Origin of the sequence: Streptomyces sp. NBC_01261 (assembly GCF_036226385.1) — a bacterium.
GTDB lineage: Bacteria > Actinomycetota > Actinomycetes > Streptomycetales > Streptomycetaceae > Streptomyces.
This window is the reverse complement of the sequence record NZ_CP108463.1, coordinates 3,550,001-3,562,047: the sequence shown is the minus strand read 5'-3', so window position 1 is coordinate 3,562,047 and position 12,047 is coordinate 3,550,001. Positions and strand designations below refer to the sequence as shown.

Sequence of the window (12,047 nt, the reverse complement as noted above, 5' to 3'; positions counted from 1 at the left end):
GGGCGGCACGCACGCGTGCCGCCCCTCTTCCCGTTCCTAAGACTGCTACTGCTGCTCCTCCGGAGCCGGCTCCAGATCGAACTCCCCGTCCCGCGCCCCCAGCACGAAGGCCGTCCACTCCGCCTCCGTGTACCGCAGCACGGTGTCCGGGTCGAGTGACGAGCGCATGGCCACCGCGCCGTCGGGCAGGTCGGCGATCTCGACGCGCTCCTCGTGGTCCTCCGTGCCCGGCGCGCTGCGCCACTCGACACCCGAGATGTCGAGGGCGTACAGCTCGTCCCGCTCCCGCTCCTTGCGTGCCTTGATCTCCTGCTCCGTCTCCGCCATGGCGAAGCGACCCCTTCCGGACGAACCGACGTGATCTGCGTCCACATCTCCATCCACATGTGGATGGAGATCACCCTAGTGGCCGTATCCGCCCCGGTCAGGGCCCTTCACGGAGCTGGACCGAGGTGTCCCCCCAGGCTGGTACGCTGTGTAGCGGCCGTTTGTGTACGCACCCCTGGAGCTCACCGCTCCGGAGGCAGCGCCCAGCGGATACCCGCCTCCCGAGTTATGGAAGCTCCCCTGAGAAGTGGACCAGGGGCACTCGGTGGCACATCTCAGACTACGAGGAGTACGCGTGTCGCTCGACGCCGCTACGAAGAAGCAGCTCATCAGTGAGTTCGGTCAGAAGGAGGGCGACACCGGCTCCCCCGAGGTCCAGGTCGCCATGCTCTCGCGCCGTATCTCGGACCTGACCGAGCACCTCAAGACCCACAAGCACGACCACCACTCCCGTCGTGGTCTGCTGATCCTGGTCGGTCAGCGCCGCCGGCTGCTCCAGTACCTGGCCAAGAAGGACATCCAGCGCTTCCGTGCGCTGGTGGACCGCCTGGGCATCCGCCGCGGTGCGGCGGGCGCCAAGTAAGACGCCGTGAAGGGAGCGGTTCCCGAAACGATCGGGAGCCGCTCCCTTTGCCGTATGTGCGGATTGCCCGTACGTGCGGAAACGTGCGGAGTGTCACTGACGCTTTGTAGTGTGGTAGCACAACGCACGATGTGAGACGCAGGACGTACGACCCAGCACGACCGCGTGCGACAGAGCACGACCACGAAGAGGAGAAGCGCGCCTCGCAGCCGCCGGTCCTCGGTAGTGGCCCCCGGGCAGGAAACCCCGGGTGCTTCGATCGAAGACCGGCCCGCACCAGACAGCGCTTCTCCGCCACCGTCCCCCCGCCACACGGGCGGGGAGGGACGAAAGACGACAAGTAACGGAGAAAACGCTAGTGGAGAACGAGACCCACTACGCCGAGGCCGTCATTGACAACGGTACTTTCGGCACCCGCACCATCCGCTTCGAGACGGGCAGGCTGGCCAGGCAGGCCGCCGGCTCCGCCGTGGCGTACCTGGACGACGACACCATGGTGCTGTCGGCCACCACCGCCTCCAAGAAGCCCAAGGAAAATCTCGACTTCTTCCCCCTCACGGTGGACGTCGAGGAGCGGATGTACGCCGCCGGCAAGATCCCCGGCAGCTTCTTCCGCCGTGAGGGCCGGCCGTCCGAGGACGCGATCCTCACCTGCCGCCTGATCGACCGCCCGCTGCGCCCGTCCTTCAAGAAGGGCCTGCGCAACGAGATCCAGGTCGTCGCCACGATCATGGCCCTCAACCCCGACCACCTGTACGACGTCGTGGCGATCAACGCCGCCTCCGCGTCCACGCAGCTGGCCGGTCTGCCCTTCTCCGGCCCGATCGGCGGCGTCCGCGTCGCGCTGATCAACGGCCAGTGGGTCGCGTTCCCGACGCACACCGAGCTTGAGGACGCCGTCTTCGACATGGTCGTCGCCGGTCGCGTCCTGGAGGACGGCGACGTCGCGATCATGATGGTCGAGGCCGAGGCCACCGAGAAGACCATCCAGCTGGTCGCGGGCGGCGCCGAGGCGCCCACCGAGGAGGTCGTCGCCTCCGGTCTGGACGCCGCGAAGCCCTTCATCAAGGTGCTCTGCAAGGCCCAGGCCGACCTCGCTTCGAAGGCCGCCAAGCCGACCGGCGAGTTCCCGGTCTTCCTCGACTACCAGGACGACGTCCTGGAGGCCCTGACCGCCGCGGTCAAGAGCGAGCTCTCCCAGGCGCTCACCATCGCCGGCAAGCAGGAGCGCGAGGCCGAGCTGGACCGCATCAAGGAGATCGCCGCCGAGAAGCTGCTCCCGCAGTTCGAGGGCCGCGAGAAGGAGATCTCCGCCGCGTACCGCTCGCTGACCAAGTCCCTGGTGCGCGAGCGTGTCATCAAGGACAAGATCCGCATCGACGGCCGTGGCGTGACGGACATCCGTACGCTCGCCGCCGAGGTCGAGGCCATCCCGCGCGTGCACGGTTCCGCGCTGTTCGAGCGTGGCGAGACCCAGATCCTGGGCGTCACCACCCTCAACATGCTCCGCATGGAGCAGCAGCTGGACACCCTCTCCCCGGTGACCCGCAAGCGCTACATGCACAACTACAACTTCCCGCCGTACTCGGTGGGCGAGACCGGCCGCGTCGGCTCCCCGAAGCGCCGCGAGATCGGCCACGGAGCGCTCGCCGAGCGCGCCCTGGTGCCGGTGCTCCCGACGCGCGAGGAGTTCCCCTACGCGATCCGTCAGGTGTCCGAGGCCCTCGGCTCGAACGGCTCGACGTCCATGGGCTCGGTCTGCGCCTCCACCATGTCGCTGCTGAACGCCGGTGTGCCGCTGAAGGCCCCCGTCGCCGGTATCGCCATGGGCCTGATCTCGCAGGAGATCAACGGCGAGACGCACTACGTCGCCCTCACCGACATCCTCGGTGCGGAGGACGCCTTCGGCGACATGGACTTCAAGGTCGCCGGCACCAAGGAGTTCGTGACCGCCCTCCAGCTGGACACCAAGCTGGACGGCATCCCCGCCTCCGTCCTGGCCGCCGCTCTCAAGCAGGCCCGTGACGCCCGCCTCCACATCCTCGACGTGATGATGGAAGCGATCGACACGCCGGACGAGATGTCCCCGAACGCCCCGCGGATCATCACCGTCAAGATCCCCGTGGACAAGATCGGCGAGGTCATCGGCCCGAAGGGCAAGATGATCAACCAGATCCAGGAGGACACCGGCGCCGACATCACGATCGAGGACGACGGCACCATCTACATCGGTGCCGCGCAGGGCTCGCAGGCCGAGGCCGCTCGCGCAGTGATCAACGGCATCGCCAACCCGACCATGCCGGAGGTCGGCGAGCGCTACCTGGGTACGGTCGTCAAGACCACCACCTTCGGCGCGTTCGTGTCGCTGCTCCCGGGCAAGGACGGTCTGCTGCACATCTCGCAGATCCGCAAGCTCGCCGGCGGCAAGCGCGTGGAGAACGTCGAGGACGTCGTCGGCGTGGGCCAGAAGGTCCAGGTCGAGATCGCCGAGATCGACTCCCGCGGCAAGCTCTCCCTCATCCCCGTCATCGAGGGTGAAGAGAACGCCGAGGACGACAAGAAGGACGACGGCGACAAGTGACGTCGAGCAGCTCCACGGCGACGGCCCGCACCTCTTCGGAGGCGCGGGCCGTCGCCCGTACCCAAACCCTCATCCAGGGCACCAACGGCATCGGCACGGTCCGCAAGACCACCCTCCCGGGCGGCCTGCGCATCGTCACCGAGACGCTGCCCTCGGTCCGCTCCGCGACCTTCGGCATCTGGGCACACGTGGGCTCCCGCGACGAGACACCGTCCCTGAACGGCGCCACGCACTACCTGGAGCACCTCCTCTTCAAGGGCACGCACAAGCGCAGCGCGCTGGACATCTCCTCCGCGATCGACGCGGTCGGCGGCGAGATGAACGCGTTCACGGCGAAGGAGTACACGTGCTACTACGCGCGCGTGCTCGACACCGACCTGCCGCTCGCGATCGACGTGGTCTGCGACATGCTGACCGGCTCCCTCATCCGTGAGGACGACGTCAACGTCGAGCGTGGCGCCATCCTCGAAGAGATCGCCATGACGGAGGACGACCCGGGCGACTGCGTGCACGACCTGTTCGCGCGCACGATGTTCGGCGACAACCCCCTCGGCCGCCCCGTCCTCGGCACGGTCGACACCGTCAACGCCCTCACCGCGGACCGCATCCGCCGCTTCTACAAGAAGCACTACGACCCGACCCACCTCGTGGTCGCGGCCGCCGGCAACATCGACCACGACAAGGTCGTACGACAGGTCCGCGCGGCCTTCGACAAGGCGGGCGCCTTCCGCACCCCCGAGGCCACACCCATCGCCCCGCGCGAGGGCCGCCGCGTGCTGCGCTCCACCGGCAAGGTCGAGCTGATCGGCCGCAAGACCGAGCAGGCGCACGTCGTCCTCGGCATGCCGGGCCTGGCCCGCACCGACGAGCGCCGCTGGGCGCTGGGGGTCCTCAACACGGCCCTCGGCGGCGGCATGTCGTCCCGCCTCTTCCAGGAGGTCCGGGAGAAGCGCGGCCTGGCCTACAGCGTGTACTCGTACACGTCCGGCTTCGCCGACTGCGGCCTCTTCGGCGTCTACGCCGGCTGCCGGCCCTCGCAGGTCCACGACGTGCTGAAGATCTGCCGCGACGAACTCGACCAGGTCGCCGAACACGGCCTGTCCGACGACGAGATCGGCCGCGCCGTCGGCCAGCTCCAGGGCTCCACGGTCCTGGGCCTCGAAGACACGGGCGCGCTGATGAACCGCATCGGCAAGAGCGAGCTGTGCTGGGGTGAGCAGATGTCCGTCGACGACCTGCTGGCCCGGATCCAGTCGGTCACCCCGGACGAGGTCCGCGAGGTCGCCCGCGAGATCCTGGGACAGCGGCCCTCGTTGTCGGTCATCGGCCCGCTCAAGGACAAGCAGGCGGCCCGACTGCACGACGCCGTCGCCTGACACCCGCCTTCGGAACCCGTATCCGGTTTCGGAACCCGTATCCGGTAAGGAAGCAAGAACGATGAGCAAGCTGCGCGTGGCGGTCCTCGGTGCCAAGGGCCGGATCGGCGCCGAGGCGGTACGAGCCGTCGAGGCCGCCGAGGACATGGAACTGGTGGCCGCCCTGGGCCGCGGCGACACCCTGGAGGCGCTCACGGCTTCGGGCGCCCAGGTCGCGGTCGAACTGACCACGCCCGCCTCGGTGATGGACAACCTCGACTTCTGCGTACGGCACGGCATCCACGCCGTCGTCGGTACGACGGGCTGGACCGACGAACGCCTCGCGCAGCTGAACGGCCGGCTGGCCGAGTCTCCGGAGACGGGCGTCCTCATCGCGCCCAACTTCTCCATCGGCGCCGTACTCACCATGAAGTTCGCGCAGATCGCCGCGCCCTACTTCGAGTCGGTCGAGGTCATCGAGCTGCACCACCCGAACAAGGTGGACGCCCCCAGCGGCACCGCCACGCGCACGGCCCAGCTCATCGCGGAGGCCCGGGCCAAGGCGGGCTCGGCCCCCGCGCCGGACGCCACGACCACGGCCCTGGACGGCGCGCGCGGCGCGAACGTCGACGGCATCCCGGTGCACGCCGTCCGGCTGCGCGGCCTGCTGGCCCACCAGGAGGTCCTGCTGGGCGGCGAGGGCGAGACGCTGACCGTCCGCCACGACTCGCTCCACCACAGCAGCTTCATGCCGGGCATCCTGCTCGGCGCCCGCCGCGTGGTGACGACCCCGGGCCTCACCTTCGGCCTGGAGCACTTCCTGGACCTGGGCTGACATGCGCGCCAAAGTCACCTACGCCGTCACGGCCGCCGTCCTGGTCTTCTACTTCGTCCTGGTCGGCAGCCGCGGCGTCATGCTCATACAGTCGGGCACGCTCATCACGGTCACCTTCGGGGTCGCGGTCCTGATCCTGCCGGTGATCGGCATCTGGTTCCTCTGGAAGAACACCCAGTTCGTCCGCAACGCCAACAAGCTCGCCGCCGAACTCGACGCCGAAGGCGGCCTGCCCGTCGACGAGTTGCGGCGTACCGCGGGCGGCCGCATCGACCGCGACTCCGCCGACGAGGTCTTCGCCAAGCGCAAGGCCGAGACGGAGGACGCCCCCGACGACTGGCGCAGCTGGTTCCGCCTCGCCGTCGCCTACCACGACGCCCGTGACACCCCGCGCGCCCGCAAGGCGATGCAACGCGCGATCGCCCTGCACGACGGCCGCCCCGTCCAGGCATGAGCGGCTGAAACGCCCGTACGCCGAAGGGGCCGGTCCGCACTCACTGCGGACCGGCCCCTTCGGCATACGACTGCTCGGCTTATTACGGCCGCTGTCGGGCGGTCAGCTCCGCCGGTACTCGTCGGACCACACCTCGACCGAGTCCGCAGCCCGGTCGAAGGAGGAGGCACGCGCCACGAAGTCGATGTCGTGCGTGGTCAGCAGCGCGGTCACGTCCTCCGGAGCACGGTCCTTGCGTACGAGGACCAGCGCCTGCCCCTGCACCGTGCGCGGCAGTCCGAGCCAGCGCACCGGCTGCTGCACCGTGCGCACCGCGACGACCCGGTCCCACCGCACCGTCAGGGTGAAGAGGAACCGCACCCGGCGCAGCCCGCGCGCGCTCACCCACACGCCCATGCGCAGCAGCCGCAGGGCACAGAGGATGACGGCCACCGCGATACCGAGGATCACCGCTGCCTCGGACCGCGAGCCCGTCAACGCGATGATGACTGCGGCGAACAGCACATACGACGCGAGCAGCAGCACGAGCGCGGCTGCTGCCACCCGCCACGGGCCGGGCCGGTAGGGGCGCCGCCAGCGGTCGCGGTCGTCGAACGGCAGCGCGAGCTCGTCCGCGGCCTCGAATGCGCGGTCGGCCGTAAGGAAGGGCAGGGGCACGGCTGGTGTCCTCACTGAATCCATGCGTGGGCTGTGCCCGGTGAGGCTATCCGGCCGGGTTCCCACTCACCACCGTTGGGGGTCCGGATGAGTCATGGTCAGCTGTACGGCCGCGTGCCGGGTCAGCGATTGTCGGCGGCCTGGGACTGCTGGTGCTGGGTCGAGAGGTTGTTCTGGGACAGCGCCGGCATCCCGAGGACCAGGGAGCCCACGATTCCGGCGACGATGGTGAGACCCAGGAGCCAACGCCCGGCTAGCTGACCGGCGGACGCACGCTCACGCGGCGGCGGTGCGACATTGCTGCGGAAGCGGTCGGTCTCGGCGATGAAGGCGAACGGAACGGGTTCGCGCCGACGGAACATCGGTGGTGCTTCTCCCCTCTGGGGTCGAATCGGGATCGAACGGGTGACTCTCACCAAGACAGACGAGCGAACGCCCCAATTGGTGCCCCGTTTCACCGAATTCGCAGAAGTTCGCCAATGAATGTCGTGGCCCGGCACCGAACGCCCCGATGTCAGTGCCTGGCCGTAGAGTGGGCGCCGCCCGAGAGACGTGATGGAAGGACCCTCCGAGCCGTGACCGACACCCCCGCCGACGACCTCAAGCCCAGTTTTCGCAGTGACGTGACCGTCGAGCTGGTCAAGCACACCGCGTCCGACGCGGACGTGCTCTTCGCCGCCCGCGTCTCGACGATCGGCGAGCAGTCCCTGGACGAGATGGGCAAGGACCCCGAGCGCTCCAAGGGTCTGATCAACTACCTGATGCGGGACCGGCACGGCAGCCCCTTCGAGCACAACTCGATGACGTTCTTCATCAGCGCCCCGATCTTCGTCTTCCGTGAGTTCATGCGGCATCGGGTGGGCTGGTGCGTCTCCGGTGACACCGAGATCACGCTCGAAAGCGAGGCGGGGAACCTCAGGCGCCGCTCGATCGAGGACCTGTACAAGCTGTGGCACCTGGGCGTGGAGGACCGTCTGCCGCATTCGGCGGGTGGTGTGACCTGGCACGCAGGTGCACAGAAGTGGATGGCGCAGGTCCGGCGCGGAGAGACCGACCATTACCTGGGGCTCTACGACAACCGGGACGCGGCCGACTCGGCCGTCGCGGAATTCCGGGAGCAGCACCCGTCCACCCGACTGCGCAAACTCGAATCGGTCCGGCGCAACCACGTCCGCTGCTACGACGAGGAGACCCTGACGGCCCAGCGGGCCCAGATCGTCGACGTCATCCAGTCGGGCGTCAAGCCGCTGATCAAGATCACCACGGCAGGTGGAAAGGTTCTGCGCTCCACAGTCGATCATGCGGTGCTCACCCCGGACGGCTGGCGCAAGGCTGGTGAACTCGCGGTGGGAGATGCCGTGATGACCGCCGGGACGGAACCGCGCCCCTCCGAAAGGCTGGTTCCGCCGAGCCTCGGGCGCGGTGTGGGTGTCTGGACGTCGATGCAGCGCGACCGCCTCATCGGTGAGACCGACACCTGCTACGCCTGCGGCGAGGTCTTCGCACGCGAAGACCTCGCGCTCGCTCACGTCGTTCCCGTGGCCGAGGACCTGACCCGAGCACTCGACGAGCGGAACCTGGCGCCTGCCTGCGAGCCCTGCCACGCGGCCAAGAGCGCGGAGGAACAGAAGCTCGCACGTCGCGGCGGGAAGACCGCGGTAGCCGTGCCTGATCCGGTGATCTCCATCGAGGACGACGGCGAGGAGATGACGTACGACCTGTCGGTGGAAGGCCCCTGGCACAACTTCCTGGCCAACGGTGTCGTCGTACACAATTCGTACAACGAGGAATCCGGCCGCTACAGGGAACTCCAGCCGGTCTTCTACGTCCCCGGAGAGGACCGCAAGCTGGTCCAGCAGGGACGCCCGGGCAAGTACGTGTTCGTGTCGGGTACCGAGGCGCAGCAGGCCATCGTCGAACGCTCGATGCAGGAGTCCTACGTCCAGGCGTACGAGCGCTACCAGGAGATGCTCGCCGCCGGCGTCGCCCGCGAGGTCGCCCGAGCCGTCCTCCCCGTAGGCCTCTTCTCCTCGATGTACGCCACGTGCAACGCACGCTCGCTGATGCACTTCCTCGGCCTGCGCACGCAGCACGAGTTGGCGAAGGTCCCGTCCTTCCCGCAGCGGGAGATCGAGATGGTCGGCGAGAAGATGGAGGAGGAGTGGGCCAAGCTCATGCCGCTCACCTACGCCGCCTTCAATGCCAACGGTCGTGTCGCCCCGTAGCGCCCCTCCGTTTGCCGGTCGGGCACACATGTACGGATGGGTCGCGCGAAGTGTCCGTATTGCGGCATTTAGAGAAGTTCATCTAGCCTGATCAAACGGACCCGGCACTGCTTGAACCCCCGAGCAGGCAGTGCCGGGCTCCACATTTGTCATGACTTGTCGCCTGCCCCTGAGGCAGACCCCGCATTGAGCAGCGAGTAGCGTGTTACCCATGGCTCCGACCTCCACTCCGCAGACCCCCTTCGGGCGGGTCCTCACCGCCATGGTCACGCCCTTCACGGCGGACGGCGCACTCGACCTCGACGGCGCTCAGCGGCTCGCTACCCACCTGGTGGACGCAGGCAACGACGGCCTGATCATCAACGGCACCACCGGTGAGTCCCCGACCACCAGCGACGCGGAGAAAGCGGATCTCGTACGAGCCGTACTGGAAGCGGTCGGAGACCGCGCCCACGTCATCGCCGGCGTCGGCACCAATGACACCCACCACAGCGTCGAACTCGCCCGCACGGCCGAACGCACCGGCGCACACGGCCTGCTCGTCGTCACGCCGTACTACAACAAGCCCCCGCAGGAGGGCCTCTACCGGCACTTCACGGCCGTCGCCGACGCCGCCGAACTGCCGGTCATGCTCTACGACATCCCCGGCCGCAGCGGCGTCCCGATCGGCACCGAGACACTGGTCCGACTCGCCGAGCACCCGCGGATCGTCGCCAACAAGGACGCCAAGGGCGACCTGGGCCGCGCCAGCTGGGCCATCGCCCGGACCGGCCTCGCCTGGTACTCCGGCGACGACATGCTGAACCTGCCGCTGCTCTCCGTGGGCGCGGTCGGCTTCGTCTCGGTCGTCGGCCATGTGGTCACACCCGAGCTGCGCACCCTGGTGGAGGCGTACGTCTCCGGTGACGTCCAGAAGGCCACCGAGATCCACCAGAAGCTGCTCCCCGTCTACACCGGCATGTTCCGCACCCAGGGCGTCATGACCACCAAGGCCGCGCTCACCCTCCAGGGACTGCCCGCCGGACCGCTGCGCTCACCGATGGTCGAGTGCTCGCCCGAGGAGATCGCCCAGCTCAAGATCGATCTTGCCGCCGGCGGGGTACAGCTCTGACAACGGACTTCACAACTGAATACGCGGGGCTTCGGCGCCCGCACCCCACATCCGATAACTGCATTTGCACGAACGTCATGCGCGCCACGTGCCCACAGGTACGTGGCGCGCATGGGTAGGAGAGTCTTTTGAGTCATCCGCATCCTGAACTCGCCCCGCCGCCCAAGCTCCCCGAAGGCGGCCTGAGGGTCACCCCGCTCGGTGGCCTCGGGGAAATCGGCCGAAACATGACGGTCTTCGAATACGGCGGCCGTCTGCTCATCGTCGACTGCGGCGTGCTCTTCCCCGAGGAGGAGCAGCCTGGGATCGACCTGATCCTGCCGGACTTCACGTCCATCAGGGACCGGCTCGACGACATCGACGGCATCGTCCTCACACACGGCCACGAGGACCACATCGGCGCCGTCCCGTACCTCCTTCGTGAGAAGGCGGACATTCCGCTGATCGGCTCCAAGCTGACCCTCGCCCTCATCGAGGCGAAGCTCCAGGAGCACCGCATCCGGCCGTACACGCTGGAGGTCGCCGAGGGGCACCGCGAGCGCATCGGTCCCTTCGACTGCGAGTTCGTCGCGGTCAACCACTCGATCCCGGACGCGCTCGCGGTCGCCATCCGCACGCCCGCGGGCATGGTCGTCCACACCGGCGACTTCAAGATGGACCAGCTCCCGCTGGACGGCCGTCTCACGGATCTACACGCGTTCGCCCGGCTCAGCGAGGAGGGCATCGACCTGCTCCTCGCAGACTCGACGAACGCCGAGGTCCCGGGTTTCGTCCCGCCCGAGCGCGACATCTCGAACGTCCTGCGGCAGGTCTTCGGCAACGCCCGCAAGCGGATCATCGTGGCCAGCTTCGCCAGCCACGTCCACCGCATCCAGCAGGTCCTGGACACGGCGCACGAGCACGGCCGCAGGGTCGCCTTCGTCGGTCGCTCGATGGTCCGGAACATGGGCATCGCCCGTGACCTCGGCTATCTCAAGGTCCCGCCGGGCCTGGTGGTGGACGTCAAGACACTCGACGACCTCCCGGACAGCCAGGTCGTCCTGGTCTGTACGGGCTCCCAGGGCGAACCGATGGCCGCCCTCTCCCGCATGGCCAACCGGGACCACCAGATCCGCATCGTCGCGGGCGACACGGTGATCCTGGCCTCGTCGCTCATCCCGGGCAACGAGAACGCGGTCTACCGCGTCATCAACGGCCTCACCCGCTGGGGCGCCAACGTCGTCCACAAGGGCAACGCCAAGGTCCACGTCTCCGGACACGCCTCGGCCGGCGAGCTGCTGTACTTCTACAACATCTGCCGGCCGAAGAACCTGATGCCGGTCCACGGCGAATGGCGCCACCTACGGGCCAACGCCGAACTGGGCGCCATGACCGGCGTCCCGCACGACCGGATCGTCATCGCCGAGGACGGCGTGGTCGTCGACCTCATCGAGGGCAAGGCCAAGATCTCGGGCAAGGTCCAGGCGGGTTACGTCTACGTCGACGGCCTCTCGGTCGGCGATGTCGGCGAACCCGCGCTGAAGGACCGCAGGATCCTGGGCGACGAGGGCATCATCTCGGTCTTCCTCGTCGTGGACTCGTCCACCGGCAAGATCACAGGTGGCCCGCACATCCAGGCCCGCGGCTCCGGCATCGACGACTCCGCCTTCGTGGACGTGGTCCCGAGGATCACGGAGGTCCTGGAGCGCTCGGCCCAGGACGGCGTCGTGGAACCCCACCAGCTGCAGCAACTGATCCGCCGCACGCTGGGCAAGTGGGTCTCCGACAACTATCGGCGCAGGCCGATGATCCTCCCGGTCGTCGTGGAGGTCTGACCGCTGTACGACCCCTCGTACGCGTGAACCTGGAGCGGGCCGCCTCGATTTGCATCGAGGCGGCCCGCTCCAGTACGTTTACGGCTCCGCCTGAGGGGGAACCCG

At 68.3% G+C, this 12,047-nt stretch carries 10 protein-coding genes and 3 pseudogenes; 10 read left to right on the top strand and 3 right to left on the bottom strand.

Going from position 1 to position 12,047, the window contains the following annotated elements; all coding sequences use genetic code 11:
• Window positions 1-45 precede the first annotated feature (45 nt).
• Window positions 46-327 carry a DUF397 domain-containing protein gene (locus tag OG226_RS15205; RefSeq protein WP_328678178.1) on the bottom strand — a complete coding sequence of 94 codons (282 nt, stop codon included), beginning with the start codon at window positions 325-327 and terminating at the stop codon, window positions 46-48.
• Window positions 328-622: 295 nt separating this feature from the next.
• On the opposite strand from OG226_RS15205, the gene rpsO reads away from it, so the two are divergent.
• From rpsO to OG226_RS15180, 5 genes are all read left to right on the top strand, one after another.
• Window positions 623-910 (top strand): 30S ribosomal protein S15, encoded by a 288-nt coding sequence (rpsO, locus tag OG226_RS15200; protein WP_019064787.1) that lies wholly within the window; start codon window positions 623-625, stop codon window positions 908-910.
• 358 nt (window positions 911-1,268) lie between these two features.
• Entirely contained in the window at window positions 1,269-3,491 is a 2,223-nt protein-coding gene (locus tag OG226_RS15195; RefSeq protein ID WP_328678174.1) for a polyribonucleotide nucleotidyltransferase, read from the top strand.
• Complete coding sequence (locus OG226_RS15190) at window positions 3,488-4,867, top strand: M16 family metallopeptidase (protein WP_328678173.1); 1,380 nt, start codon at window positions 3,488-3,490, stop codon at window positions 4,865-4,867. Before OG226_RS15195 ends, OG226_RS15190 begins: the two co-directional genes overlap by 4 nt.
• 61 nt (window positions 4,868-4,928) lie before the next feature.
• Window positions 4,929-5,681, top strand: coding sequence for a 4-hydroxy-tetrahydrodipicolinate reductase (gene dapB / locus OG226_RS15185; protein WP_329349224.1), 753 nt, complete (start codon window positions 4,929-4,931; stop codon window positions 5,679-5,681).
• Window position 5,682: 1 nt separating this feature from the next.
• Window positions 5,683-6,135, top strand: a complete 453-nt coding sequence (locus OG226_RS15180; RefSeq protein WP_328678171.1) for a hypothetical protein — start codon at window positions 5,683-5,685, stop codon at window positions 6,133-6,135.
• A 102-nt stretch (window positions 6,136-6,237) separates the two neighbouring features.
• Here the strand turns inward: OG226_RS15180 and OG226_RS15175 are convergent, their stop codons facing one another.
• A complete protein-coding gene (locus OG226_RS15175) occupies window positions 6,238-6,792 on the bottom strand; it encodes a hypothetical protein (RefSeq protein WP_328678170.1) in 555 nt (184 codons plus the stop codon).
• Between the two features lie 122 nt (window positions 6,793-6,914).
• A complete protein-coding gene (locus tag OG226_RS15170) occupies window positions 6,915-7,154 on the bottom strand; it encodes a hypothetical protein (RefSeq protein WP_329349223.1) in 240 nt (79 codons plus the stop codon).
• A gap of 213 nt (window positions 7,155-7,367) precedes the next feature.
• Between OG226_RS15170 and OG226_RS15165 the strand changes: the two are divergent.
• From OG226_RS15165 to OG226_RS15145, 5 genes and pseudogenes are all read left to right on the top strand, one after another.
• Window positions 7,368-7,658, top strand: a pseudogene (locus OG226_RS15165) (FAD-dependent thymidylate synthase); the annotation flags it as partial.
• A pseudogene (locus tag OG226_RS15160) lies at window positions 7,638-8,564 on the top strand (HNH endonuclease); the annotation flags it as partial. The pseudogenes OG226_RS15165 and OG226_RS15160, both read left to right, overlap by 21 nt.
• Window positions 8,565-8,567: 3 nt before the next feature.
• Window positions 8,568-9,017 (top strand): annotated as a pseudogene (gene thyX, locus OG226_RS15155) (FAD-dependent thymidylate synthase); the annotation flags it as partial.
• 211 nt (window positions 9,018-9,228) lie between these two features.
• Complete coding sequence (gene dapA, locus OG226_RS15150; RefSeq protein ID WP_328678168.1) at window positions 9,229-10,128, top strand: 4-hydroxy-tetrahydrodipicolinate synthase; 900 nt, start codon at window positions 9,229-9,231, stop codon at window positions 10,126-10,128.
• Window positions 10,129-10,256: 128 nt separating this feature from the next.
• Window positions 10,257-11,942, top strand: coding sequence for a ribonuclease J (locus OG226_RS15145; protein ID WP_328678167.1), 1,686 nt, complete (start codon window positions 10,257-10,259; stop codon window positions 11,940-11,942).
• Window positions 11,943-12,047: the final 105 nt, after the last annotated feature.

Coding starts and splice junctions, on each gene's coding strand:
- dapA (WP_328678168.1), top strand. CDS start 9,229: ATGGCTCCGACCTCCACTCCGCAGACCCCCTTCGGGCGGGTCCTCACC.
- dapB (WP_329349224.1), top strand. CDS start 4,929: ATGAGCAAGCTGCGCGTGGCGGTCCTCGGTGCCAAGGGCCGGATCGGC.
- OG226_RS15180 (WP_328678171.1), top strand. CDS start 5,683: ATGCGCGCCAAAGTCACCTACGCCGTCACGGCCGCCGTCCTGGTCTTC.
- OG226_RS15170 (WP_329349223.1), bottom strand. CDS start 7,154: ATGTTCCGTCGGCGCGAACCCGTTCCGTTCGCCTTCATCGCCGAGACC.
- OG226_RS15205 (WP_328678178.1), bottom strand. CDS start 327: ATGGCGGAGACGGAGCAGGAGATCAAGGCACGCAAGGAGCGGGAGCGG.